The sequence below is a fragment of the Pseudomonas sp. TE3895 genome (genome assembly GCF_056278855.1).
This window is the reverse complement of record NZ_JBWBQE010000001.1, coordinates 2,948,154-2,973,250: the sequence shown is the minus strand read 5'-3', so window position 1 is coordinate 2,973,250 and position 25,097 is coordinate 2,948,154. Positions and strand designations below refer to the sequence as shown.

The window sequence follows — 25,097 nt, the reverse complement described above, 5'->3', positions numbered from 1 at the left end:
GACATGAAAGTGATGAATTGCCCACTCAATGGGCCGCGCAACATCAGTGAGTTCACCTATGGCGGTGAGTTCAAGCAGATGCCCGATCCGCAGACGTGTACCGATGCCGAATGGGCCGACTACGTGTTCAACAGCGATGACACGTTGGGCGTGGTTTGCGAGTGGTGGATGCACAACCCCTCCAGCTATTGGTTCCTGGCCGAACGCCACACTGGCAGCGATGAGATTCTGCGCACCTTCGATCCCAAAGAGCTGTTCACCACCCGTGTTGAATTCACGACCGCCAAGGAGACCGCGCAATGAGCCGCCTACCCGCTCCCATGGGCTTGTTGATCGACCGCAATCAGCCTCTTCATTTCAGCTTTGATGGCAAAGCGTATCAAGGGTTTGCAGGTGACAGCATCGCAAGTGCCCTGCTCGCCAATGGTCGCTTCCTGCTCTCCCGCTCGTTCAAGTATCACCGCCCGCGCGGCCCGCTAACCATGGCAGGTCAAGACGCCAATACCCTGGTACAGCTGCCGAGCGAGCCCAACGTCCTGGCGGACACTCACCTGCTGGAAAGTGGTGCGCAGGTGACCGGGCAAAACTTCAACGGCTCTCTGGACAACGACAAAGACGCCTATCTTGGCAAGTTCTCCAAATTCATGCCGGTCGGTTTCTACTACCGCTCTTTCTACAAGCCTAAGGGTGCATGGAAACTATGGGAGCCCATCATTCGCAAAAAGGCCGGACTCGGCGTCTTGGATCTCAAATTCCAGCCCGAGTACTACGACAAGGCCTACCTGTTCGCTGACCTCGCGGTTGTCGGCGCTGGCCCTGCTGGACTGCAGGCGGCACTGACTGCGGCCAATGCAGGCGCAAAGGTGTTGTTGATTGAGCAACAACCCATTCTGGGCGGCTCACTGACCTATGCCCGTTTCGATGTCGAAAACAATCGTGCCGATAGCCTACGCCGCGAGCTGATCAACGCTGTTGAAGGCCACGCCAACATTCAAGTGCTGAAGAAAGCTACGTGCAATGCATGGTTCACCGATAACTATCTGCCGGTGATTCAGGGTAAACGCATGTACAAGGTGCGCGCCACCCAATGCCTGATCGCCAGCGGCTCGTTTGATCAGCCAGTGATTTTCCGCAACAACGATTTGCCCGGGGTGATGCTTAGCAGCGCAGCCCAACGCCTGATGAAACTCTACGCCGTAAAGCCTGGCAAACGCGCAGTGGTACTCACGGGGAACGACGACGGTTACTACGCAGCGCTCGATCTGCACGAGCAAGGTGTTCAGGTTGCAGCGCTGGTGGACATGCGTACCAATCCCGCTGACCGCGCGTTGCTGATCGCGCTGGAAAAGCGCGGAATCCCCTGTCATCTGAACAGCACGGTGTTTGAAGCGCTGCATGAAAAAGGCATGCGCCATGTCAGCGGCGTCGACATCCGAAAAATCACCGGCCTCGGCCAGGTCGCGAATAGCAGCTTGCACCTGGATTGCGATTTGCTCTGCATGTCCGGCGGCTACATGCCGGTCTATCAGTTGCTGTGCCAAGCCGGCGGCAAGCTGTCTTATGACGATCAACTGGCTGAGTTCACCCTTAGCGGCCTGCCGAAGAATCTCAGCGTTGCGGGTTCCGCCCATGGCTTCCACGCACTGGACAACGTGCTCGCTGATGCCACTCGCACAGCCACCGAAATCATTACAGCGCTGGGCCTGGTCATCAACGTCAAGCCCTTGCCGCTGCGCCCAGAAGCGCAGGTCAATTTCCCATGGCCGATTTTCCCGCACCCCAAAGGCAAGGACTTTGTCGACTTCGACGAAGATTTGCAGGTGCGCGATATCATTAACGCCACGAAGATCGGCTATCGAGATGTGCAACTGGTCAAGCGCTACTCCACCGTGGGTATGGGGCCTTCTCAAGGGCGCCACTCAGCCCTGCCAACAGCTCGACTGGTGGCCGCGTCCACTCAGCGCAGCGTCAGCGAAACAGGCGTAACCACAGCGCGCCCTCCCTTTGAGGCGGAGAAGCTGGCCCATGTCGCGGGTCGAGCGTTTGACCCGTACCGCCAGACACCCATGCACCGCCGTCATCTGGAAGCCGGCGCAAAAATGATGCCTGCCGGTATCTGGCAGCGCCCTGCCTACTACGGCAAACCGAGCGAGCGGGATAAATGCATGCAGGCCGAGGCGCTGCACGTGCGCCGGAAGGTCGGCATCATCGACGTTTCGACGCTGGGCGGTCTGGACGTGCGCGGCCCGGACGCTGCCGAACTTCTCAACCGCATGTACACCTTCGCATTTCTCAAGCAGCCCGTGGGTCGCTCACGCTACGCGCTGATGACCAACGAACATGGCGTGGTGATCGACGATGGCGTCTGCGCGCGCTTTGCCGAAAACCACTTCTACGTCACTGCCACCACCAGCGGCGTGGATCGAATCTATCAGCAGATGCTCAAGTGGAACGCGCAATGGCGCCTGAACGTCGACATCGCTAACGTCACTGCCGCGATCTCGGCAGTCAACGTAGCCGGGCCCGACTCACGCAAGGTGCTGGAGAAAGTGTGCTCGGATCTTGATCTGTCCGCTGAAGGATTCCCATACCTGGGCGTTCGCCTGGGCACCGTGGCCGGGATCAAGGCACGTCTCCTGCGCGTAGGCTTCGTAGGGGAATTGGGTTACGAAATCCACGTACCTGCACGTTATGCGTTGAAGCTTTGGGATGCACTGATAGAGGCCGGCAAGGAATTCGACATTCGCCCGTTTGGTGTCGAGACCCAGCGCCTGCTGCGCCTGGAAAAAGGCCATGTGATCATCAGCCAGGACACCGACGGCATGACCCATCCTGGCGAAATCGACATGGGGTGGGCGGTCAGCCGTAACAAGCCGTTCTTTGTCGGTCGTCGCTCCGTGGACATCCTTGAAGCGCAGCCACAGAAACGCAAGCTGGTGGGCTTCACGCTGCCCAAGACCAGCCCGCAACCGCTCGAGGGCCATTTGGTTCTCAAGGGGCCGGACATCAGCGGTAATGTGACGTCCTGTGAGTATTCGCAAAGCCTTGATCAGATCATCGGCCTGGCCTACGCCGCCTTTGATCAGAGCACTCCGGGGCAGCAGATTCCGATCCGAGTTGAAGATGGTGTGGTCGTCCAGGCAACCGTCGTAAAGCTCCCCTTCTTCGATCCAGATAACCAGCGCCAGGAGCTCTGACATGTCCAATCTCAATGAAATCGGGCCGGGCCCACTTCAGCAATGTGCGGTGGTCGATCTGACGGGGCTTCCAAGGGTTGGTTTTCGCGGCGCTCAGAGTGGCGAATATCTTCAGTCCCGTGGCTTCAGCCTTCCTGATAAGCCAAACCAGGCCGTTACCCAACCGGACGGTAGCCACGTGGCGCGTCTGTCGCAGACAGAGTATTTGCTCCTGGGCAGCCTGCGAGACAGAGGTGAGCGCATCGCCGATGAAGAAGCTCGCTGGGAGATGGATCATTTGGCCAACTACCTTTTGCCTCGCGAAGACAGCCATGCGTGGATGCAGCTGAGCGGCGTTCACGCGGCTGAAGTCATGGCCAAACTGTGTGGGGTTGATCTACGCAGCGCTGCATTTGCGCAAGGCGCCGTTGCACAAACATCGGCTGCAAGGATCAACGTGATCGTCATCAACATCAGTGCTGAATCGCACCCGATCTTTCACATCCTGTGTGATCGCGCTTCGCTCGAGTATTTCAAGGGCGCACTAATGGATGCGATGGCCGAGTTTGATGGACGAGCCCTACAGATCGACGCGCTGTATTAAGTGATACAGATCATGCTGTGCTGACTACGAGCTGAAGCAGACCATGTCCACTGAGGTCGTGGCCGGCACACATGATATCGCTTCCCAGATCCCGGATGAGCAACGAACGATGATCGACGCCCCCGTTAAGGATGCCGACTACAGCGTACCTGCCCTGGCCCGAGGGCTCGCGGTGCTTGGCCTGTTCAACGCTCGAACGCGTAGTCTGAGCATGCAGGAGATCGCCGAGCGATTGAACGTCAGCACCTCGGCGCTGTACCGGATAGTGTTCACGTTGACCGATATGGGTTACTTGAACAAACACAACAGTCAGTACGAGCTCGGAGCCCGAGTCATCAGCGATGGCTTCAGTTACCTCGCCAGCCGCGACATTGTCGATGTCGCCATGCCTCACCTGAATCAATTGCGAGATCGCACTTCTCTCTCCTGCCATTTGGCCGTGCGGGAGAATACGGAAAGCCTGTATGTCTACCGAGCGTTTGCGGCTCAGCGGCTGTCCGTAAACATTCCGGTTGGCACCCGCATCGCGTGCCACTGCACGGCGATTGGCCGCATGCTACTCACCGGCCTTGACCAGGTAGAACTTGCCGCACTTTATCAACACATCCGTTTAGACGATTACCCAGCCCCTGCCCCACGGACTCAGCTCGAGCTGCAAGATATGATCGAGGGTGACAGAGCGCGAGGATGGGTGCTGCATCGTTCGGATTACTCCACTGCGATTGCGATGGCTATCAAAGACCACAGGGGAGAAGTGACGGCTGCAATCAATCTGTCAGGCCCGGATGCCGTGATGGATCCCGAGGGTGCTACGGAGAAGTTTGAGGCGCTGCTGCGGGAGTGCAGCACAAAGATTAGCGCCGACCTTGGATACGTTGAAGATCGATGACTGGAATGACACCTCCTGCAGATCACCAGTCGGTCACCCTTATAGCGTGTTTGCATCAGAACAGTCTGCGTAGAAATCCCTCAGGTCGACACTTTAATTGTCTTACACGAAACAGGAGCTAAGGAATGCCCAAGCTTCCAGCTGTGGATGACAGCTCCTTCGAGCGGCCCGCTCTAAGAAATGCAGCCCATTTGCGGACAAGGTAGTTATGCTCATCCATCACCGAGTTCCAGACGCTGATTCGGCTCACTCGCTCGGCGTAGGAGCCCCCTTCCCTTATTTCTCCAGGCCCAATGAGTGGTTCACCATCACTCCCAAGCAACTGCTCGCTGGCTGGCTTGCCTTCGTACCAATAATCCCATTCCGCAGCCGACAGGTGATCTCGAGCTCGCAGTGGATTGGAAATGTAGAAGCCCTGTCGCGCCATCATCGCGCCTGGCCAACCTGCCAGCCACCAGTTCAGATAGGCGTAAGCCACATCTTTCACTGCACCATCAACAGCCCGAGACAACGATAAGCCGCCGAACCAGCCCCGGTAGCCTTCTTTAGGAACTGCCTGGCGATACTGAATGCCTTCGCGATGCAGCTGCATCAGCGCTGGAGACCAGACACTCTCAATGTGAACGTTTGGGCCAAGCATTAGCTTACTGGCATCACGATCATCCGACCAGAAAGCCGCAAAATGCCCTTGGCGTTGGAGCTTGATGAGCACATCCGCGAGCTCATCGATCTCATCCAGCCGAAGGTTGCCAATTACGTCGAACTTGGCCAGGCCCTTAGCCTGCACTGCCAGCGCCGCGTCCAGCGCCCCGATAGCTGCATCGCTCTGCAAAGCCACATGACCGCACCAGCCAGGATCAACAAGCCAGGACCAACTTTCGTTTTCGATACCAAACCCAGGGGGAAGCAGGTCTGGCCTGTAGGCAAAGCTGTCCGCATTGTGCGTGAGCGGCAACATACTGATTGAGTCAGTTGGGTGATTGGCCAAGCTACGATCATGCTGAACATACAAACGGTCGCAAGGCAGGCTACCGCCCGCTAGCTTATCGCCAGCGTGAAGTCGGCCCCGCTTGGCCAGGTCATTGATCTCATCCCACAAAGCAACTCGCCTGATATCAATGGGCTGGATTGCGCCTGCGGGCCAGACAAAATCCATGCTATGGAACCATTGATCGTAAAGGTCATAGCTCTCGGGGTGCATCAACGCAATGCGCTGAACCGTTTGAACGTCATGGACTTGGTACTCAATTCGAATGCCCAGCTCTCGCTCCGCGCGCAAGCGAATAGACTCGAGCAAGGTCACAGAGGTACCCAGTACTCTCAACGTGACAGGGCCGCTCATACAGCACGCCCCAGACGGTTCAAGAAGGCTTCGAACGATCTACTTAGAAGCTTGGTGTCCAAATCGCGCACGATAATCACCAGACGTGATCGCCGCTGCCCATCAGGCCAACTGGCAAGATGCACTGGTGAATGAAGGCAGTGCTGCACACCGTGAATCACGATAGGTTGCTCAGAGTCGATCACGCTCAAGATACCTTTGACCCGAAGAATACGTTCTCCGTGGCATCTTAACAGCATCGATAGCCAAACCCCGAAGGCAAGCCAATCCAGCGGCGTTTCATACTCAAGCACGCAAACTTGTGCGCCCCCGTGCCGAGGTTGCTTCGTGGGTGCAAAGAGCTGCCACACCGCGACCTCATCATCAGGCTCCAAGCTTCTGAGCCCTTCGCCAAGCATCTGCTCATCGCCTTCCCCAATGGCACTTGCCAGCGCGACCGAGGCAGACGGGTTAAGGGTTTTCAGGTGATCCACTAGCAGATCAAGAATCTCTGAGCTAACCAGATCTCCCTTGCTCACTAAAAGGCGATCAGCAGCTGTTACCTGGCCCAGCCACTCGGGGTGGATTCGTTCCTGAAGAGCGGCGTGCAGGGCGTCGACAACGGTCACCATAAGCCCAACATGGTATCGACCTCGAAGTTGTGGATCCCGCTGCAAAGTCGCAAGAATCGGTGCAGGATCCGCAAGGCCAGTCGTTTCCAAAAGCACTCGACGGAAAGCAGGGATCTCCCCACGATTTCGCTTGTCATGCAGATCGATGAGCGCTTGTTTCAGATCCCCACGCACCGAACAACAGACGCACCCACTTGGCAGCAGCACCGTGTTGGGCGCGATTTCCTGCACGAGAAGATTATCGATGCCAACCTCGCCGAATTCATTGATGAGCAGAGCCGTCTCGCCCATCTCTTCATTGGTCAGCACCCGCTGCAACAAAGTAGTTTTCCCACTGCCCAGAAAACCGGTCAGGACATTGATCTGAAGGCTCATGCCTGCATCTCCAAGTGATCGAGAATTCTTGGATCTAGGGGGTCAAGCTTGCGCCCCAGAATCTCCTCGGCTGTCTGCCAGAGCTGCTCCAAACCGGAGGCAATACCTTGCTTTCCCGTGGGGCCCTGGACCAGATAAGAAGCGCCCTGGACGTCACTGACTTTGAGCCTGAAGGGGGCTATCACCTGGTTAATTGAGGCAATTCGACGTAAGCGCTCGCGGCGACCGGGAAGGCTTGTGTCTATAGGATCGCTCCAGTGAACATCCTCACCGATCAGGCCACAAAGTCCACACATAGCTCACCTCAAGGCATTACGTCGCCGGCATTCGGGTTAAGGGTTTGGCCGACGAACAAGTTTCCGCCAGGCTCAGAGGCAAGCAGCACCGCGATCGGTGCCACCTCTTCAACCTTACCGAACCGACCCAATGGCAACTCTCTGGCCTTCGCAGCCTTCCACTCCTGACTGATCCCTTCAACGAGCGGGGTTTCAATCGGCCCAGGAGCAACAGAATTGACCAAGACGTTGTCCTTGCTCACCTCCAAAGCCAGGGACTTGGTGAATCCGATTACGCCTGCTTTCGCGGCAGCATAGTGAGTCAGTTGAGCGCCACCTTTGATGCCGAGCTGAGAGGCGATGTTTATGATGCGGCCCCATTTCTGTTCCAGCATATGAGGTAGAGCACGCTGGCTTGCGACGAATACGCTGGTCAGATCGACCCGCAGCATCTCATCCCACATTTCCTGAGTGAGATCCACACAGGAAGCCTGAGTCAGCATACCGGCATTATTCACCAGAACATCGATGCCACCGAGCGCATCTACGCAGGCATCTACGCCAGCTTGAGCCCCTTCCCTGCTACCGACATCAGCAACACACTCAATCACCAAGACGCCACGGTCACGACAGTGGTTGGCAACGACAGCCAAGCGCTCGGCGTCTCGATCACACAACACAAGCTTGGCGCCTGCATCGGCATACGCATAGGCGATCGCCGCACCGATACCGCTAGCTGCACCGGTAATGACGGCACGTCGGTTTTGCAATGGCTTCATTGTCATTTCTCCTCGCAGCCGCAAGGAAACCTTGCGGTGTTGTGATTTTTTACTCAGGCCAGCGTACGGTCAGACCGCCATCGATGATGATGCTCTGTCCCGTGATGTAGCTCGACTCACGACCGGTCAAGTAGCAAACCAGGTCAGCCACTTCACTTGCTCGCCCTACCCGTCCCAGAGGAATCGCTTTGCCCGCCTTGGCCAGACCGTCAGCCCCTAGCGAATTCTTGCTGTCCAGCGATTGAGGCGTCTCAATCAAACCGGGAATGATGGTGTTGCAGCGAATTCCTTTAGGCGCAAATTCCACCGCAAGAGAACGGCAGAGCCCTGGAAGGCCGGCCTTGGCAGCTGCGTAATGAGAATGGTCTTGCCATCCGTATACACCACCAGCAATCGACGAAATGGCAACCATGGCTCCGCCTTCATTGATGTAACGGCTCGCGCTTCGGAAAGTGCGCATCACGCCCGTAAGGTCGACGTTGAGCATTTCATTCCACTGCTCATCCGACATCTCAAGTAGCGGAGCTTTGCGCAAAAGCCCAGCGTTCGCGACGGCATAGTCGAGCCGACCGAAGTGTTCGACTGCCACTGCGGCGATGGCGTCCATCGAGGCGCTGCTGGTCACGTCCATCGCCACCATTAAACACTCGCCACCTGCCTCCTCTACGAGTCGCTGAGTCTGAGAGGGGTCATGTGGGTCACCTGCCAAATAGCCACCAATCACGCGCACACCTTTCTTCGCGTACGCAATTGCAACCGCCTGACCAATGCCACTGGCAGCCCCGGTAACCAACGCTACGGGTTGAGACATAGTTACAAATCCCTATTATTTGACTGAATGGGGTTCGACGTGCCGGGCGGCGAACATAATCAAGCCCGAAAGGAAGCAAGGCAGCGCTCCAAACCAAAGGGCAGCACTGTGCCATTCACCACCGGTGGACAGCACGCTGGTGATTCCCAGCCCAGCAACAATGGCGCCGATAGGGCCCATGGCATGGACAATTGCGCCCCCTGTTGCACGGATACTGGTGGGGAAGCTTTCGCCCATGAAGAACAACATCGCGGAATACGGGCCGGTCAGGAAGAACAGGCCCAAACTGTACAAGGCAACAACCGTGATCAGATCACTTGGCGCTTGAATCATGGCGAAGAATGCCAATCCACCACACATCCAACCGAGAGCCACTGTGTTGCGGCGTCCAATCCGATCGCCCAGCCAACCGTGAACCAGGTAACCGATGAACCCAACCAGGTTGGAGAGAACAAGGATCCACAACGAGTTCTCGAACGACAACTTGTGAACGCTCACGATGACTGACGTGCCCAGAACGCTGAAGACTTGAATGGCCGACCAGTTGAGGAGAATCGCCAAGCTCAGAACCAATGTAGGCCGCAGTGCTGCACCACGAAATGCTGCTGCAACGCCTGCCTTGGCATGCTCGTCATAGTCAACGTGGTATTCACGAGCCAGGCTGCGTGCGGCGGAATCATCTCCCGCCTTGCGCAATTGGTTGATCCGCTGATGCACCTGGAACTGAGGGCTTTCTTTGAGTTTTCGAGCCAGAATCGCCACAACCAGCGCAGGCACCGCAGCAAAAATGAAACAACCCTGCCAACCAATGTGGGGCAGCAGCAGTGCAGTAAGGCCTGCAGCAATCAAAGCCCCTACCGGCCAACCACTTTGCACCAAGCTGTAGACAAACCCCCGGCGCTTGATCAGCTTTGGATCGGTCGAGGCTGCATACACCTCGGTAAGGTACGTCGCGTTGACCCCTTCCTCGGCATAACCGAGGCCTGCGACCGAGCGAACAGCTATCAACGGCCCCTTCCCCATACCGGCACACACAGCGGTGAGCGCCGAGCAGAGCGCTGTACCGCCGATTGTGAAGATGATCCCGCCACGTCGACCGATCTTATCTACGAGAGGGCCGACGACGAACGCAACGACAGCACCGCCAACCGCTACCCACGTGGCGATTTCCGCCTGTTCAGTTTCGCTCCAAGTGAAATGCCCGCCCATGACCGGCAGCAGGGTGCCAAACAAGATGAAGTCGTAAACTGCAAAAACCCAAGCAAAGAAGGCAATCCAAGTCGCATATTTGACATCTTTGGATTCCAGTTGTACCGGCTTCCATGTACCAGACTCGGTAACTGGCGTCGTGGTGGTGGCTGGCGTAGTGGTCATATCGGCATTTCTCTTGTTGTTGATCCGCTTATAAACGTGCGAACCGAAGTATTTAATCAACCCTTACGCGGTTGACGCCGGATAAAGTCGTCAGCGATTTCGTCCATCGTGACGAAGTTCACACCTTCATGACTCTTCATATGCTCGATAAAGCGCTCAAGCATAAGTAGTACTTGAGGTCGACCGGACACATCAGGGTGAATCGTGATTGGGAACACTGCGTAGTCATGTTCGCGGTAAACCCAGTCAAATTGATCGCGCCACATTTCTTCCAAGTGGCGAGGATTGACAAAGCCGTGGCTATTAGGCGACTTCTTGATAAACATCATCGGCGGAAGATCATCAAGGTACCAGTTGGCTGGAATCTCAACCAAATCGGTTTCTTCGCCACGAACTAACGGTTTCATCCATGTATCGGGATGTTGGCTGTAGTCAATCTTGCTCCAGCTGTCCTTCACCCGAACGTAGTAAGGGTGGAAGTCGTTGTGCATCAAGCTGTGGTCGTACTTGATACCCTTCTTCAGAAGCAGCTCATTGGTGACATTGCTGAATTCCCACCAAGGTGCCACGTAGCCGGTCGGCCGTTTGCCTGAAAGCTGGGTGATGACTTCAATCGATTTGTCCAGGACGATTTCTTCTTGCTCAGGCGTCATCGCGATCGGGTTCTCATGGCTGTAACCATGAATGCCAATTTCATGGCCTGCCTGAACCACAGCTTTCATTTGCTCGGGAAAGGTCTCTACCGAGTGGCCAGGGATGAACCACGTTGTGCGCAGGTCATATTTTTCAAAGAGTTTCAGAAGGCGGGGGGCGCCAACTTCGCCAGCAAAAAGACCGCGAGAGATATCGTCAGGCGAATCCTCCCCCCCATAGGAACCGAGCCAACCGGCTACCGCATCGACATCAACGCCAATTGATACAAAAATTTCTTTCTTCATGGTCAATACCTCTTTGTTATTCAACTATTCACAGGCAAACATTGCCCGCACTCCGGTTGACCTGTTAATTCACGCCTCGAACATAAGGCTCGATTGCCAGGCCTGCTCGGAGCAGTTCCTTATCATTTCCACTCACACTTGAAAGAAGGAGACTCGTGGGAAGCCCTGCCTCCCCAGTTCCACTTGGCAACGCAATGCCAGGCATGTCCAGCATGCTGCCGGGCATTGTCAGCCTCAGTGTTGCCAGGTTAGTAGCAACGAAAAGGTTGGCGTCTTCTTCAAGCGGTGCCAGAAGCGGAGCTACGTGACCTACTGTCGGGGTCACCAGGAATGCGCCATCTAACTCACGCGCAATCTGTGCTTTCAGTGCGTCGGCAGCTTGGTACAAGCGAACCTGCTTACTGGCTGGAAACGCTCGCGCGGCCTCAAGCCGCTTGCGAACACGCGGGTCTAGCTGCTCAGCATCCGTGCTATCGAGAAGCGCTTGGTAGTAGGCAAAAGCCTCCGCACTCCCGAGCCATCCGATCTGCTCGATGACGTCCAGCGCTTGTTCAAATGCTTTAACTTTTTTTCGCTCGACCACTGCTCCCGCCGCAGCCAATCGATCAAGCGCCGCGAGAAGGTTTGCGCGTACTTCAGGCTGAATGCGCGAGTCATCAAGCAGATCAATATCTACGCACAGCTTTAGCCCTGCAGCGGGAAGGCCTGAGGTGTCCAGCGGCATGCCATTCTGATCACCTAACAGGAGGTTATCGACAACGATGGCATCACGAACGCTATGGGTGATCGGCCCAAGCGAATCAAGAGAACTTGCAAGGGGCGTGACACCTTCGAACGAGTAACGCTTTGCACTGCTGCGGTAACCCACAAGTCCATTGAAAGCTGCTGGCACTCGAATGGAGCCAGCGGTATCAGTCGACATACCGATAGGCGCGCCCCCCTGCGCAACGGCTATAGCCGAACCGGAGGACGACCCTCCCGGTGCACGTACTTCGCCGACAAAGCTAATGTTGGCTGGCGTTCCGAAATGGGGATTAAGGCCCAGCCCCGAGTATGCCAGTTCGCTGAGGTTGGTCTTTCCGATGCTCACCATGCCCGCCCGGCTGAGCATTGTCGCCAGTGAGCAATCGCGTGATGCCGGTTGGTCGTGCAAACGTACTTTCGCACCAGCCGTTGTTACACAGCCGGCCAGGTCGTAGAGGTCTTTCCACGCTACTGGTACGCCATCAAAAGGTGACAAGGGTTGACCTGCTTGCCAGCGCGCCTTAGCCGCAGCCGCTTCGCGTAGCGCTCGCTCCTCGCATAAGGTGATAAATGCTTCGGGCACCCGCTCCGCCCTTAGAAGCGCATTTTCAAGGGCGGCGACAGGGTCGGTCGTTCCGTCGGCGAATTGCTGAGCTAAGGAATGGGCATCGGCAAGCATGGCACACCTATAAAATGTACATTTTAATAATACATACATTTCACAAAGCATCGAACGTGCCAAGTTTTCGTAGCGAGTATTCTACGACCTCCTGAAAGCTCTGGGCCTTGAGGGAGACGGGTGAGAGGACCCCACACGTCAGGCCGGCCTTGAAAATGTATGTTTTAATAAATGATCCATTTTGGGTTTTTCGGTAACAGCCTGCCCCAAAATCGTTCATAGAAGTGTTACCGGTGTTCGATCACATCTCGCTTCGCTTGTGAGAAACTTACCCTCCACGCTTCATGAGAACCCTTTGATGTCTGCCACACAGCCAACGGAAGACCGTCCAGCCTCTCGCTACGAGACAATCCGCAATACGCTGCGCGATGCGATCCTCGGCGGGCAGACGGTTCCTGGACTCGTGTTGGTAGAGGGGCCGTTAGCGGAGCTCTTCGGCACAAGCCGCGTGCCGGTTCGTCAGGCCCTCAATCTTCTCCATGAGGAAGGACTGATACGGCGATTTGATGGGCGGGGTTTTCTGATCGACCCTGAAGGCACCACCGAAACACCGCTCCGAGTCCCCCTGACTCGCAAGCTCTTGGGAATCGAGCCGCAAGAAGACCTTATCGATTACCGTCCGCTGGGTGAGCGGATTTACGACCACCTCGCCCAGGCGGTCATACGTTTCATGGTCTTCGGCCACTACCGGATCGATGAACAGAGCGCAGCCGAAGAATTGAACGTAAGCCGGAACGTAGTCAGAGAGGCATTGATGCGACTGCGGGACAAAGGGCTAGTAGAAAAAGAACCGTACTCACATTGGTTGGCCGGGCCATTAACAGCCCAGGCCGTGAAGCATGACTACGAGCTACGGATGCTCCTGGAGCCCGATGCTCTGCGCCAAGGTGTCGATCAGATGCCTCGGAGCGATCTTGAAGCAATGTTGAGCCGCATCGTCAAAGCCCAGGAAGCCGGTCGCCTGGTTCAGCGAGCAGACATCGAACAGCTTGAGCAGGATCTGCACGTCACCTGCATAGCCGGGGTGAGTAATACCCGTATGGCAGCAGTGATTCGCCAATGTCAGATCCCGATGAATGTCGGACGCGTACTGCATGAAGCACTGCAGTCCAGCAACGACGAAGCCATGCTGATGGAACATCGCTTGATCTTCGAAGCATTGTTGTATGGAACGGTTGAATCTGCCTGTTCATGCCTGCGCGATCATCTATCCAAAGCCCGCGAGCGCACGCTCCAGCGACTCAAGGTGCTCTCAGTCCTTCCAGAGCCTGATGCACCTAGCTACCTGGAAAGACTTGCCTGAACAAAAGTGGCCTGGGAGCAAATCCACCCTGGCATGATGGCTTCCCACCTAGCTTCTCTTGGCTTTGCGCTAGCAGTCGCATCCGCGACGAGGGCAGCTTCAGTTGATTATCATGCCGGGGATTGCCACTCGGCACCGACTTGAGCTTGGCGAGGCTGAAGTGGGCAGAACTGGAGGCGAAAGAGAAACCCAAGGATCTGATCACGCAGGGAGCGATCTTCGACCGGTACGAACGCGACATCATCTCGACAAAGCGCCTCGCACCCAGAGGGACAACTTGGCCGAGTTCCGGCAGCTGCGCAACTACTTCGACAAAGCGCCAAACGACGGGATTACCCCTGCACACATGGCGAAGTATCGCGACGCCAGGACTGCGCCCGTCAGGGCGAACGCGAGATCGCCAAGGCCCTCGGCGTGAAGCAGAAGAGGCCCACAAGAAGCTGCGGACCATGCTTGAGGTCAATGACGTGGAGAGCAGCCTGGGCGCCGTCATCAGGAAGATTCAGGACGTCGACCATGCCAGCCTGCTTCTCGGCCACAACAAGGGCGACATTACCGAGAGGGTTTACCAACGCGTCGGGGCGCTCGCCAAACCGACCAAATAAGCAGATTATTAGGACGCGTCCCAATTCCATTACATCAAGAGCATTCCCAAGGGTGTTCCCATGGGTAGATTTTCTATGCCCCAAAAACGCAAAAAGCCCTGAAAAATCAGGGCTTTGAATATGGCGGAAGCGTAGAGATTCGAACTCTAGGATAGTTGCCCATCGACGGTTTTCAAGACCGTTGCCTTAAACCACTCGGCCACGCTTCCAGCTCGTTTTGCGGCCGCCATAATACCTTAATGAAACACGCTGTCAAACTCTCTGTGTCGCGGGTTGCAGGAGCTCTGATAGACTCCTAGCATCTGAACGTCCGAAACCACAGGTTTACCAAGGAGTGTCGCCATGCGCGAACAGGATTACGCCGTCCACCACGGCCAGCAGGTCGAGCAGCAGGAGATCAGCAAGGTCCTGCGCAACACGTACAGCCTGCTGGCGCTTACTCTCGCCTTCAGCGGTGTCATGGCTTTCGTTGCCCAGCAGATGCGCGTCGGCTACCCGAACGTGTTCGTGGTGCTGATCGGCTTCTACGGGCTGTTCTTCCTTACCAACAAACTGCGTGATTCGGCCTGGGGCCTGGTGTCCACCTTCGCGCTCACCGGTTTCATGGGCTTCATCCTCGGCCCGATCCTCAACCGTTACCTGGGCATGGCCGGTGGCGCCGAGGTAGTGAGCTCCGCGTTTGCCATGACTGCGCTGGTGTTTGGTGGTCTGTCGGCCTACGTGCTGATCACCCGCAAGGACATGAGCTTCCTGAGTGGCTTCATCACTGCAGGTTTCTTCGTTCTGCTGGGTGCTGTCGTTGCCAGCTTCTTCTTCCAGATCAGCGGCCTGCAACTGGCAATCAGCGCTGGCTTCGTGCTGTTCTCGTCGGTCTGCATCCTGTTCCAGACCAGCGCGATCATTCATGGTGGCGAACGTAACTACATCATGGCAACCATCAGCCTGTATGTGTCGATCTACAACCTGTTTGTCAGCCTGCTGCAGTTGTTTGGCATCATGGGTCGTGACGACTGATTGATTGCTGTACCGCAAGAAGCCCGCTTCGGCGGGCTTTTTTGTGGGCGCTGGAAATGGGTTGAGCTGCAAGATGCTCGTGCCGTCATCCCGTTTTCTCTACCGCTATCCGCCATCACCCCGTAGAATGCGCTCCTTTTTTCTTCCGGGGCGGCTTTCAGCAATGAGCTCACACGAACACAGCCCAGGCGCAGCGGCGCCTGCCAATGAACTGGTGCTTGGTCTGGAGGACAAGCCACGGCTGTTGATCGGCCTGCTGGCAGCCCTGCAGCACCTGCTGGCGATCATCGTGCCGATCGTCACCCCTGGCCTGCTGATCTGCCAGGCGTTGGGTGTATCTGCACATGATACCAATTTGATCGTTTCGATGTCGCTGGTGATCTCGGGTATCGCCACCTTCGTCCAGTGCAAACGCTTCGGCCCATTTGGCGCGGGGCTGCTGATCGTTCAGGGCACCAGCTTCAACTTCGTCGGCCCGCTGATTGCCGGCGGTGCGCTGATGGTCAAGCAAGGTACGCCGGTTGAGGGCGTAATGGCGGCCATTTTTGGTGTGGTAATCGCAGGCTCGTTCGTCGAGATGGGCGTGTCGCGCATCCTGCCCTTCGTCAAACGCCTGATCACCCCGCTGGTGACTGGCATCGTGGTGTTGATGATCGGCCTGACGCTGATCAAGGTCGGCCTGATCAGCATGGGCGGTGGCTTTGGTGCCATGGCCAATGGCACCTTTGCCAATGGCGAAAACTTGCTGATGTCGGGCGTGGTACTGGCGATCATCGTCGTTCTCAACCGTATCCCGGTGGTGTGGATGCGCAGCTGCGCCATCGTTATCGCCCTGGCGGTCGGCTATGCGCTGGCCGGTTTCCTGGGCCGCCTGGACTTTACCGGCATGCACGAGGCCGCGCTGTTCCAGGTGCCGACACCGCTGCACTTTGGCTTGGGCTTCTCGTGGGCGCTGTTCATTCCGATGCTGGTGATTTACCTGGTCACTTCGCTGGAAGCCATCGGTGACGTTACCGCCACCAGCAAGGTGTCGCGCCAGCCGGTCGAAGGGCCGGTGTGGATGCAGCGGATCAAGGGGGGCGTGCTGGTCAACGGCGCCAACTCGCTGCTGGCCGGTCTGTTCAACACCTTCCCTAGCTCGATCTTTGCCCAGAACAACGGGGTGATTCAGCTGACCGGTATCGCCAGCCGTCATATCGGTATGTGGATTGCCGTGATGCTGGTGTTGCTGGGGCTGTTCCCGAGTGTTGCTGGGGTGATTCAGGCAGTGCCGGAGCCGGTGCTGGGCGGCGCGGCGATGGTGATGTTCGGGGCGGTTGCGGCGTCGGGTATCAATATTCTCGCCAGCACGCACCTCGACCGTCGCGCCCTGCTGATCATCGCCGTGTCGTTGGCGCTTGGGTTGGGTGTGGCGCAGGTGCCGGAGTTCCTGGCGCATATGCCGGCGGCGATTCGCAATGTGCTGGAGTCGGGTGTGGCTACCGGGGGGATTTGTGCGCTGGTGCTGAACTGGTTCTTGCCGGAGAGCAAGGAGCAGGCTTGAACCTGGCGTTTGAATGAAAAGCCCGCGCCCGCTTGCACAAGCGGGCGCGGGCTTTTTTGCTTTATCATGGCACCATTCCTTTGCATGAGTTAGCCATGAAATTCGCTATCGCGGTGTTCTCCCCGGCCCATGCGCCCTCTTCGCGACGCGCCCTGCGCTTCGCCGAGGCGGTGCTGGCCGGCGGGCATGAGATTGCCCGGCTGTTCTTCTATCAGGACGGGGTGCACAGTGCCTCGGCCAACGTCGTCGCCCCCCAGGACGAACTGGACGTGGCTGGCCAGTGGCGCACGTTCATACAGACCCATCAGCTGGACGCCGTGGTGTGTATCGCCGCCGCCCTGCGCCGTGGCGTGCTCGACGAAGCCGAGGCCAACCGCTACCAGCGCCCAGCCGTGAACCTGCCCAAGCCCTGGGAACTGTCGGGGCTGGGCCAGCTGCACGAGGCCGCGCAAGTGGCCGATCGCCTTGTCTGCTTCGGAGGCGACTGATATGGCCAAGTCTTTGTTGATCATCAGCCGTCAGGCACCGTGGAATGGCCCCTCTGCCCGCGAGGCGCTGGACATCGCCCTGGCCGGCGGCGCGTTCGACCTGCCGTTGGGCATGCTGTTCCTCGACGATGGTGTGTTCCAGCTCGCGCCGGACCAGCAACCCGCCGCCGTGCAACAGAAGAACCTGGCCGCCAACCTGCAGGCGCTGCCGATGTTCGGTGTCGAAGAACTGTTCGCCTGCAACCACAGCCTGGCCCGCCGCGGCCTGGCAGCCGAGACCCTGGCGCTGCCGGTGCAAGTGCTCGATGACGCAGCGCTGGCCGCGCTGATAGCCCGTTTCGACCAGGTGATAACGCTCTGATGAAAACCCTGCATGTAATTGCCCATTCCCCGTTTGGCGACGAGCGCCTGGCCAGTTGCCTGCGCCTGCTCGGTGCCGAAGATGCCCTGCTGCTGTGCGGTGATGCCGTGTATGCCCTGCGCACCGGCAGCGAGCCGCACGGCCATTTGCAAGCCGCCGGCCTGGCCCAGCGCCTGTTCGCCCTGGACGAGGATGTACAGGCCCGCGCGGTCGGCAACGACCTGGCAACGGCCGTGGACTACGCCGGGTTCGTCGAACTGTCGCTGCAATACGATAAGGTCAACAGCTGGCTATGAATACGCTCACCGTTGGCGATCAGGTGATCGCCCTGGACAAGGATGGCTTCCTGGTCGACCTGCAAGACTGGTCCCACGACGCCGCCGAGGCTTTGGCCAAGCGCGAGGGTATCCCGTTGACGGCGGACCACTGGGAAATCCTCGAACTGCTCCGTCAGTTCTACCAGGAATACCAGCTGTCTCCGGCCACCCGCCCGCTGATCAAGTACACGGCCCTCAAGCTGGGCCCTGAAAAGGGCAACAGCCCGCACCTTAACCGCCTGTTCAACGGCACCCCCGCCAAACTTGCCGCCAAGCTGGCGGGCCTGCCCAAGCCGACCAACTGCATATGACCGAACCTCGTCCGCTCACTCTGGAAACCCCCGCCGAACACCCGTTCGCCGAATTCGTGCGCATTCTCGGCAAAGGCAAGCGCGGCGCGCGTGGCCTGACCCGCGAGGAGGCCCGTGCAGCCATGACCCTGCTGCTGGAAGGCAAGGTTGAAGACACCCAGCTAGGTGCCTTCCTCATGCTGCTGCGGCACAAGGAAGAAAGCGCTGAAGAGCTGGCTGGCTTCACCGAGGCCTTGCGCGCCCACCTGCAGGCGCCGTGCATCGCCGTTGACCTGGACTGGCCCACGTACGCCGGCAAGAAGCGTCACCTGCCCTGGTACCTGCTGGCCGCCAAGTGCCTGGCCAACAATGGCGTGCGCATCCTGATGCACGGCGGTGGCGCACACACTGCCGGGCGTATGTATACAGAGCAACTGCTCGACCTGCTGCAGATTCCGCTGTGCCGCGACTGGGCCGCCGTCGGCAACGCGCTGGACCAGCACCAGCTGGCATTCTTCCCGCTGCACGACTGGGCGCCGCAGCTGCAACGCATGATCGACCTGCGCAATACCCTGGGCCTGCGCTCGCCCATCCACTCGCTGGCTCGAGTGCTTAACCCGCTGGGCGCTCGCTGTGGATTGCAGAGCATCTTTCACCCCGGTTACCAGGCCGTGCACCGCGAAGCCAGCCGCTTGCTGGGCGACCATGCCGTGGTGATCAAGGGTGATGGCGGCGAAATCGAGGTCAATCCCGATGTCATCAGCCATCTCTACGGCACCACGGCGGGTGAGGCATGGGATGAAGAGTGGCCAGCGTTGAGCGAACGCCGCCATGTCAAGCCGCCCAGCCTGCAGGCAGAGCACTTGCTGGCGTTCTGGCGTGGCGAAGTGGAAGACAGTTATGGCGAGAAGGCCCTGATTGCGACCATGGCGCTGGCCCTGCGTGGCTTGGGACAGCACCGCGAGCAGGCGTTCGTAACAGCGCAAGGCTATTGGGATACTCGAAATAGATCGATTTAGCCGATAATAGAACCCCGATCTTTGCGCTATTTCTTCGAACGATTTGGCCTAGACTGGGCTCCAACGACAAACAACTTTGTTTCAGGAGCTCACCATGGGCCTATTGATCGACGGTCGCTGGCACGACCAGTGGTATGAAAACGGCAAGGACGGCACGTTCAAGCGTGAGAATGCCCAGCGCCGCAATCAGCTGCCCGCCCCCGAGGCCGGCCGCTACCACCTGTATGTGTCGCTGGCCTGCCCATGGGCCCACCGCACCCTGATCTTTCGCGCGCTGAAAGGCCTGGAGCCGTTGATCGACGTGTCGGTGGTCAGCTGGCTGATGCAGGACCATGGCTGGACCTTCGATCAGCAGCAAGGCTCCAGCGGGGACCACCTCGACGCCCTGCAGTACCTGCACCAGCGCTACACCCAGGATGACCCGCACTACACTGGGCGCGTGACGGTGCCTGTGCTGTGGGACAAGAAAGAGAAGCGCATCGTCAACAATGAGTCGGCAGAAATCATCCGCATATTCAACAGCGCGTTCAACGAGCTGACCGGCAATACCCTGGACCTTTACCCCGCATCGCTGCGCCCGACCATCGAAGCACTGAACGAGCGCATCTACCCGGCGGTGAACAACGGTGTGTACCGCGCAGGCTTTGCTACCACGCAAGACGCTTACGAGGCTGCCTTCGACGATGTGTTCAACGAGCTGGATTACCTGGAAGCCTTGCTAGGCCGCAATCGCTACCTGGCGGGTGAGTACCTGACCGAGGCTGATGTACGCCTGTTCACTACACTGGTGCGCTTCGATGCCGTGTACCACGGGCACTTCAAGTGCAACCTGCGCCGCCTGAGCGACTACCACAACCTGTCAAACTGGCTGCGTGAGCTGTACCAGTGGCCTGGGGTGGCGGGCACGGTGAACATGGAGCATATCCAGAAGCACTATTACATGAGCCACAAGACCATCAACCCGAACGGGATTGTGCCTAAAGGGCCTTTGCAGGACTTTGGCTTGCCGCATGATCGAGAGCGGTTGGTGGGCAAAGGGATTTGGCAGGCTTGAGAAAGCCGGGGCTGCTTTGCAGCCCATCGCGACACAAGGCCCACACACAAGGACCTTGCAATGCCTGGGGCATGTGCGATGGGCCGCAAAGCGGCCCCAACGATTTCAGCTGTTCTGCGAACCTTCGAACCAGGCCAGCTTGTCACGCAACTGCACCACCTCCCCCACAATCACCAGGGTCGGCGCATGCACCTCGTGCTGGGCCACCAGGTCTGGCAAGTCCGCCAAGGTGCCGGTGAACACTCGCTGATTACGCGTGGTCCCCTGCTGCACCAACGCCGCCGGGGTACTCGCGGCACGCCCGTGGCGAATCAGCTCGGCACAGATGGTCGGCAAGCCCACCAACCCCATGTAGAACACCAAGGTCTGCGCCGGCGCCACCAGGTCATTCCACGGCAGGTTGCTGGTGCCGTCCTTGAGGTGCCCGGTGACGAAGCGCACCGACTGGGCATAGTCGCGGTGAGTCAGCGGAATGCCGCCATACGCCGAGCAGCCGCTGGCCGCGGTAATGCCCGGCACCACCTGGAACGGAATGCCATGCTCGGCCAGCTCTTCGATCTCTTCGCCGCCCCGGCCGAAGATGAACGGGTCGCCACCCTTCAGGCGCAGCACCCGCTTGCCCTGTCGAGCCAGATCGACCAACAGGCGGTTGATCTGGTCCTGCGGCACTGAATGATCAGCGCGGCGCTTGCCTACATAGATGCGCTCGGCATCACGACGACACATATCGATGATGGCGGGTGCGACCAGGCGGTCGTACAGCACCACGTCGGCCTGCTGCATCAGGCGCAAGGCACGGAAGGTCAGCAAGTCCGGATCACCCGGGCCGGCACCAACCAAGTACACCTCACCGCCCTGCTGCACCGGTGCGCCGTCTACCATCGCCTGCAACAGACGTTCGGCTTCCGCGCCCTGCCCGGCCAGCTGACGCTCGGCGATCGGCCCCTGGAACACGGTTTCCCAGAAGCCACGACGCTGGTTGACGTCCGGGTAAAGGGATTTGACCTTGTGCCGGAAGCGTGCCGCCAGCCCGGCCAGTTCACCATAGGCCGAAGGGATCCATGCCTCGAGCTTGGCGCGAATCAGGCGTGCCAGTACCGGGGCGTCACCGCCGCTGGAAACAGCAATAACCAGCGGCGAGCGGTCTACGATCGCCGGGAAGATCACCGTGCACAGGGCCGGCGCATCCACCACATTGACCGGCACGCTGAGGGCCTGCGCATCAGCCGACACCTGGGCATTCAGCCCAGGGTCGTCGGTCGCCGCGATCACCAGCCGGCAACCGACCAGGTCGGCTGCCTGATAGCCACGCACCAGCACCTCACCGCCACCTTCCCGGGCCAACGCCGCCAACTGGCCGTCGACGTCCGGCGCCACCACGCGCAGCACACCGCCGGCATCGGCCAGCAGGCGTGCCTTGCGCAAGGCGATCTCACCGCCACCGACGACCAGCACGCGGCCGCCCTGCAGCTTGTGGAACAGCGGCAGGTAATCCATTTAGCGGATGACCTCGACGCCGCCCATGTAAGGCTTCAGCACTTCCGGCACCAGGATCGAACCGTCGGCCTGCTGGTAGTTTTCCAGCACAGCAACCAGGGTACGGCCTACGGCCAGACCGGAGCCGTTGAGCGTGTGTACCAGCTCTGGCTTGCCGGTTTCCGGGTTGCGCCAGCGAGCCTGCATGCGGCGCGCCTGGAAATCACCACAGTTGGAGCACGAGCTGATTTCGCGGTACTTGTCCTGGCTTGGCACCCACACTTCCAGGTCGTAGGTTTTCACCGCACCAAAGCCCATGTCGCCAGTGCACAGGGCCAGCACGCGGTATGGCAGCTCAAGCAACTGCAGCACGCGCTCGGCGTTGGCGGTCAGGCCTTCCAGGGCTTCCATCGACTTGGACGGTTCTACCACCTGCACCATCTCGACTTTGTCGAACTGGTGCTGGCGGATCATGCCGCGGGTGTCACGGCCAGAAGCGCCAGCTTCGCTGCGGAAGCAAGGGGTGTGGGCAACCAGTTTCAGCGGCAGCTGCTTGGCGTCGAGGATTTCACCCGCCACCAGGTTGGTCAGCGACACTTCGGCAGTCGGGATCAGGTAGAAGTCTGCCTCACCTTCGCGGGTGATCTTGAACAGGTCTTCCTCGAACTTCGGCAACTGGCCAGTGCCCTGCAGCGCCGGCGCCTGCACCATGTACGGGGTGTAGTGTTCCTCGTAGCCATGTTCGCCGGTGTGCAGGTTGATCATGAACTGCGCCAGGGCGCGGTGCAGACGGGCAACCGGACCACGCAGCACAGCAAAACGGGCGCCGGACAGCTTGGCAGCTGCTTCGAAGTCCAGGCCGCCGCTGATTTCACCGAGGGCCACATGGTCCTTGATTTCGAAGTCGAATGCCTTCGGCGTGCCCCAACGGCGCACTTCGACGTTGTCGTCTTCACTGGCGCCGACCGGCACGCTGGCGTCCGGCAGGTTGGGGATGGTCAGCAGGATGCCATCCAGCTCGGCCTGAATGGCGTCCAGCTCAGCCTTGCCGGCAGCCAGTTCGTTGGCCATGCGCTCGACGTCCGCCATCAGCGGGGCGATGTCTTCGCCCTTGGCCTTGGCCTGGCCGATGGACTTGGAACGGGCGTTACGCTCAGCCTGCAGTTGTTCGGTGCGGGTCTGCACCGCCTTGCGGCGCTCTTCCAGTGATTCGATGCGCGCGACATCCAGGCTGAAGCCACGGGAGGCCAGGCGGTCCGCCACTTCCTGAAGTTGGCCGCGTAACAGTTTGGAATCGAGCATATCGTTCTCTCGTTATATGTAGGTGTTGGTTCAGAATCGGGTCAGGGACAGGCCAGCCCAGGTTGCGAGCAGCCCGCCCACCACGCTGATACTGGTATAGCCCAAGGCAAGGGGCACTTGCCCGCTTTCCATCAGGCGCACGGTATCGAGCGAGAAGGAGGAAAAGGTCGTCAGGCCACCGAGAAAGCCGACAATCAGGCCGGCGCGCAATTCGACCGGCGCCAGCGGCTTGTGCAAGAACAAGCCATAGAGCAAGCCGATCAGCAGGCAGCCAACCAGGTTGACCGCCAGCGTACCGGCATAGAAGTGCCGTGGCCAGTGGGCCGCCACCCAGTTGGTAGTAGCGAAGCGCAACAAGGTACCCGCAATACCACCGGCGCTGACCGCGGCGATGAGTGCAATCATGGTTTTCTCCGCTGGCGGGGGCTGTTGCGGTCGAGGTCGGCCAGGTGGCGCAGCTTCTCGCCAATTTTCAGTTCCAGGCCACGGGGCACCGGCTGATAGTACTGGCGCGGTTCCAGTTCGTCGGGGAAGTAATCCTCACCGGCGGCGTAGGCGTCAGGTTCATCGTGGGCATAGCGGTACTCGTCGCCATAGCCCAACTGCTTCATCAGCTTGGTCGGGGCATTGCGCAAGTGCAACGGCACCTCCAGCGAACCGTGCTCGGCCGCTTCACGCAGGGCGGTCTTGAACCCCACGTACACCGCGTTGCTCTTGGGTGCACAGGCCAGGTAGGTGATGGCCTGTGCCACCGCCAACTCGCCCTCGGGGCTGCCAAGGCGCTCCTGCACATCCCAGGCAGCCAGGCACAGGCTAAGCGCACGCGGGTCGGCGTTGCCGATGTCCTCGCTGGCCATGCGCACCACGCGGCGGGCGATGTACAACGGATCGCAGCCGCCGTCGAGCATGCGTGCAAACCAGTACAGGGCGCCATCGGGGTTGGAGCCGCGCACCGACTTGTGCAGCGCGGATATCTGGTCGTAAAACGCCTCGCCGCCCTTGTCGAAGCGGCGGCGACTGTCACCCAGCAGGCTCTGTAGCATCTCGACGTCGATTTCGCTACCGTCTTCAGCCAGGTCCGAGGCGTTCTCGAGGAAGTTGAGCATGCGCCGGCCATCGCCGTCGGCAGCGGCCATCAGCATCTTGAAGGCGTCGTCGCCCACCCGCAGGTTGCGCTTGCCCAGGCCACGCTCTTCCGTCAGCGCACGGTTGACCAGCTTGCGCAGGGCGGCTTCGTCCAGGCTCTTGAGCACATACACCCGCGCCCGTGACAGCAGCGCGTTGTTCAGCTCGAACGACGGGTTTTCGGTGGTGGCACCGATGAACAGCAGGGTGCCGTCCTCGACATAGGGCAAAAAGGCGTCCTGCTGCGACTTGTTGAAGCGGTGCACCTCGTCAACGAACAGGATGGTACGACGGCCATACTGGCCAGCCTGCTGTTTGGCCACCTCCACCGCCTGGCGGATCTCTTTCACCCCGGCCAGCACCGCCGACACCGTTTCGAAGTGCGCATCGCAGAACTGCGCCAGCAACCGCGCCAGCGTGGTCTTGCCGACCCCGGGCGGCCCCCAGAAGATCATCGAGTGCAGCGCACCTTGTTCCAGCGCTTCGCGCAGCGGTTTACCGCGCGCCAGCAGGTGCTCCTGGCCGACGTACTCATCCAGGCTGGACGGGCGCAGACGGGCGGCCAGGGGCTGGGCGACAGGTTCGCTTCGAAACAGGTCCATG

General features: G+C 59.1%; 26 protein-coding genes and 1 tRNA gene. 14 read left to right on the top strand and 13 right to left on the bottom strand.

Features of this window, described 5'->3' with window-relative positions:
• Positions 1 to 3: 3 nt before the first annotated feature.
• The 4 genes from ACZ889_RS13260 (at position 4) to ACZ889_RS13245 (ending at position 4,669) form a co-directional block, all read left to right on the top strand.
• Complete coding sequence (locus ACZ889_RS13260) at positions 4 to 303, top strand: sarcosine oxidase subunit delta (RefSeq protein WP_003251157.1); 300 nt, start codon at positions 4 to 6, stop codon at positions 301 to 303.
• Positions 300 to 3,197: a 2Fe-2S iron-sulfur cluster-binding protein gene (locus ACZ889_RS13255; RefSeq protein ID WP_180688390.1), complete on the top strand. Its 2,898-nt coding sequence runs from the start codon at positions 300 to 302 to the stop codon at positions 3,195 to 3,197. Before ACZ889_RS13260 ends, ACZ889_RS13255 begins: the two co-directional genes overlap by 4 nt.
• Before the next feature lies 1 nt (position 3,198).
• On the top strand, positions 3,199 to 3,780 hold the full coding sequence (locus ACZ889_RS13250; RefSeq protein WP_003251160.1) for a sarcosine oxidase subunit gamma: 582 nt from the start codon (positions 3,199 to 3,201) through the stop codon (positions 3,778 to 3,780).
• 109 nt (positions 3,781 to 3,889) lie between these two features.
• Positions 3,890 to 4,669 (top strand): IclR family transcriptional regulator, encoded by a 780-nt coding sequence (locus ACZ889_RS13245; protein WP_053867980.1) that lies wholly within the window; start codon positions 3,890 to 3,892, stop codon positions 4,667 to 4,669.
• Positions 4,670 to 4,787: 118 nt separating this feature from the next.
• Here ACZ889_RS13245 and ACZ889_RS13240 read toward each other — a convergent pair whose 3' ends face one another.
• The 8 genes from ACZ889_RS13240 to ACZ889_RS13205 all read right to left on the bottom strand — a co-directional run bounded on the left by ACZ889_RS13240 (position 4,788) and on the right by ACZ889_RS13205 (position 12,597).
• Complete coding sequence (locus tag ACZ889_RS13240; RefSeq protein WP_003251164.1) at positions 4,788 to 6,011, bottom strand: ABC transporter substrate-binding protein; 1,224 nt, start codon at positions 6,009 to 6,011, stop codon at positions 4,788 to 4,790.
• A complete protein-coding gene (locus ACZ889_RS13235; RefSeq protein WP_003251165.1) occupies positions 6,008 to 6,997 on the bottom strand; it encodes a CobW family GTP-binding protein in 990 nt (329 codons plus the stop codon). The genes ACZ889_RS13240 and ACZ889_RS13235 overlap by 4 nt, the downstream gene beginning before the upstream one ends.
• On the bottom strand, positions 6,994 to 7,293 hold the full coding sequence (locus tag ACZ889_RS13230) for a hypothetical protein (protein WP_003251167.1): 300 nt from the start codon (positions 7,291 to 7,293) through the stop codon (positions 6,994 to 6,996). Before ACZ889_RS13230 ends, ACZ889_RS13235 begins: the two co-directional genes overlap by 4 nt.
• 8 nt (positions 7,294 to 7,301) lie before the next feature.
• Positions 7,302 to 8,051 (bottom strand): SDR family NAD(P)-dependent oxidoreductase, encoded by a 750-nt coding sequence (locus ACZ889_RS13225; protein ID WP_003251169.1) that lies wholly within the window; start codon positions 8,049 to 8,051, stop codon positions 7,302 to 7,304.
• A 49-nt stretch (positions 8,052 to 8,100) separates the two neighbouring features.
• On the bottom strand, positions 8,101 to 8,862 hold the full coding sequence (locus tag ACZ889_RS13220; protein WP_180688392.1) for an SDR family NAD(P)-dependent oxidoreductase: 762 nt from the start codon (positions 8,860 to 8,862) through the stop codon (positions 8,101 to 8,103).
• A 15-nt stretch (positions 8,863 to 8,877) separates the two neighbouring features.
• Entirely contained in the window at positions 8,878 to 10,236 is a 1,359-nt protein-coding gene (locus ACZ889_RS13215; protein WP_004576120.1) for an MFS transporter, read from the bottom strand.
• A gap of 56 nt (positions 10,237 to 10,292) precedes the next feature.
• On the bottom strand, positions 10,293 to 11,174 hold the full coding sequence (locus ACZ889_RS13210) for a polysaccharide deacetylase family protein (protein WP_003251175.1): 882 nt from the start codon (positions 11,172 to 11,174) through the stop codon (positions 10,293 to 10,295).
• Positions 11,175 to 11,238: 64 nt separating this feature from the next.
• Positions 11,239 to 12,597: an amidase gene (locus ACZ889_RS13205; protein WP_476257440.1), complete on the bottom strand. Its 1,359-nt coding sequence runs from the start codon at positions 12,595 to 12,597 to the stop codon at positions 11,239 to 11,241.
• Positions 12,598 to 12,895: 298 nt separating this feature from the next.
• Between ACZ889_RS13205 and ACZ889_RS13200 the strand changes: the two genes are divergently transcribed.
• Together ACZ889_RS13200 and ACZ889_RS13195 are read left to right on the top strand one after the other, a co-directional pair.
• Complete coding sequence (locus tag ACZ889_RS13200) at positions 12,896 to 13,900, top strand: GntR family transcriptional regulator (protein ID WP_003251179.1); 1,005 nt, start codon at positions 12,896 to 12,898, stop codon at positions 13,898 to 13,900.
• A 449-nt stretch (positions 13,901 to 14,349) separates the two neighbouring features.
• Complete coding sequence (locus tag ACZ889_RS13195; protein WP_003251181.1) at positions 14,350 to 14,505, top strand: hypothetical protein; 156 nt, start codon at positions 14,350 to 14,352, stop codon at positions 14,503 to 14,505.
• Positions 14,506 to 14,626: 121 nt separating this feature from the next.
• Here the strand turns inward: ACZ889_RS13195 and ACZ889_RS13190 are convergent.
• Positions 14,627 to 14,714, bottom strand: a tRNA-Ser gene (locus ACZ889_RS13190).
• Between the two features lie 133 nt (positions 14,715 to 14,847).
• On the opposite strand from ACZ889_RS13190, the gene ACZ889_RS13185 reads away from it, so the two are divergent.
• From ACZ889_RS13185 to ACZ889_RS13150, 8 genes are all read left to right on the top strand, one after another.
• The gene (locus ACZ889_RS13185) at positions 14,848 to 15,519 is read left to right on the top strand and encodes a Bax inhibitor-1/YccA family protein (RefSeq protein ID WP_003251184.1); all 672 of its coding nucleotides are present in this window, start codon (positions 14,848 to 14,850) and stop codon (positions 15,517 to 15,519) included.
• 163 nt (positions 15,520 to 15,682) lie between these two features.
• Complete coding sequence (locus ACZ889_RS13180; RefSeq protein WP_476257439.1) at positions 15,683 to 17,062, top strand: nucleobase:cation symporter-2 family protein; 1,380 nt, start codon at positions 15,683 to 15,685, stop codon at positions 17,060 to 17,062.
• Between the two features lie 95 nt (positions 17,063 to 17,157).
• A complete protein-coding gene (gene tusD, locus ACZ889_RS13175; RefSeq protein WP_003251188.1) occupies positions 17,158 to 17,550 on the top strand; it encodes a sulfurtransferase complex subunit TusD in 393 nt (130 codons plus the stop codon).
• Between the two features lies 1 nt (position 17,551).
• Positions 17,552 to 17,911, top strand: a complete 360-nt coding sequence (gene tusC / locus ACZ889_RS13170; RefSeq protein WP_180688500.1) for a sulfurtransferase complex subunit TusC — start codon at positions 17,552 to 17,554, stop codon at positions 17,909 to 17,911.
• Positions 17,911 to 18,207: a sulfurtransferase complex subunit TusB gene (gene tusB, locus ACZ889_RS13165; RefSeq protein ID WP_144000312.1), complete on the top strand. Its 297-nt coding sequence runs from the start codon at positions 17,911 to 17,913 to the stop codon at positions 18,205 to 18,207. Before tusC ends, tusB begins: the two co-directional genes overlap by 1 nt.
• Positions 18,204 to 18,539 carry a TusE/DsrC/DsvC family sulfur relay protein gene (locus ACZ889_RS13160; RefSeq protein WP_010954804.1) on the top strand — a complete coding sequence of 112 codons (336 nt, stop codon included), beginning with the start codon at positions 18,204 to 18,206 and terminating at the stop codon, positions 18,537 to 18,539. The genes tusB and ACZ889_RS13160 overlap by 4 nt, the downstream gene beginning before the upstream one ends.
• Positions 18,536 to 19,537 (top strand): glycosyl transferase family protein, encoded by a 1,002-nt coding sequence (locus ACZ889_RS13155; RefSeq protein WP_180688501.1) that lies wholly within the window; start codon positions 18,536 to 18,538, stop codon positions 19,535 to 19,537. Before ACZ889_RS13160 ends, ACZ889_RS13155 begins: the two co-directional genes overlap by 4 nt.
• 94 nt (positions 19,538 to 19,631) lie before the next feature.
• Positions 19,632 to 20,591: a glutathione S-transferase family protein gene (locus ACZ889_RS13150; RefSeq protein ID WP_476257438.1), complete on the top strand. Its 960-nt coding sequence runs from the start codon at positions 19,632 to 19,634 to the stop codon at positions 20,589 to 20,591.
• 105 nt (positions 20,592 to 20,696) lie between these two features.
• On the opposite strand, the gene cysG is transcribed toward ACZ889_RS13150, so the two are convergent.
• From cysG to ACZ889_RS13130, 4 genes are read right to left on the bottom strand one after another with little or no spacing between them, the layout of a single operon-like run.
• Positions 20,697 to 22,088: a siroheme synthase CysG gene (gene cysG / locus ACZ889_RS13145; RefSeq protein WP_003251202.1), complete on the bottom strand. Its 1,392-nt coding sequence runs from the start codon at positions 22,086 to 22,088 to the stop codon at positions 20,697 to 20,699.
• Positions 22,089 to 23,369 (bottom strand): serine--tRNA ligase, encoded by a 1,281-nt coding sequence (gene serS / locus ACZ889_RS13140; RefSeq protein ID WP_010954808.1) that lies wholly within the window; start codon positions 23,367 to 23,369, stop codon positions 22,089 to 22,091.
• 30 nt (positions 23,370 to 23,399) lie between these two features.
• Entirely contained in the window at positions 23,400 to 23,774 is a 375-nt protein-coding gene (gene crcB / locus ACZ889_RS13135) for a fluoride efflux transporter CrcB (protein WP_003251205.1), read from the bottom strand.
• Positions 23,771 to 25,096: a replication-associated recombination protein A gene (locus ACZ889_RS13130; RefSeq protein ID WP_010954809.1), complete on the bottom strand. Its 1,326-nt coding sequence runs from the start codon at positions 25,094 to 25,096 to the stop codon at positions 23,771 to 23,773. Before ACZ889_RS13130 ends, crcB begins: the two co-directional genes overlap by 4 nt.
• Between the last annotated feature and the right edge of the window lies 1 nt (position 25,097).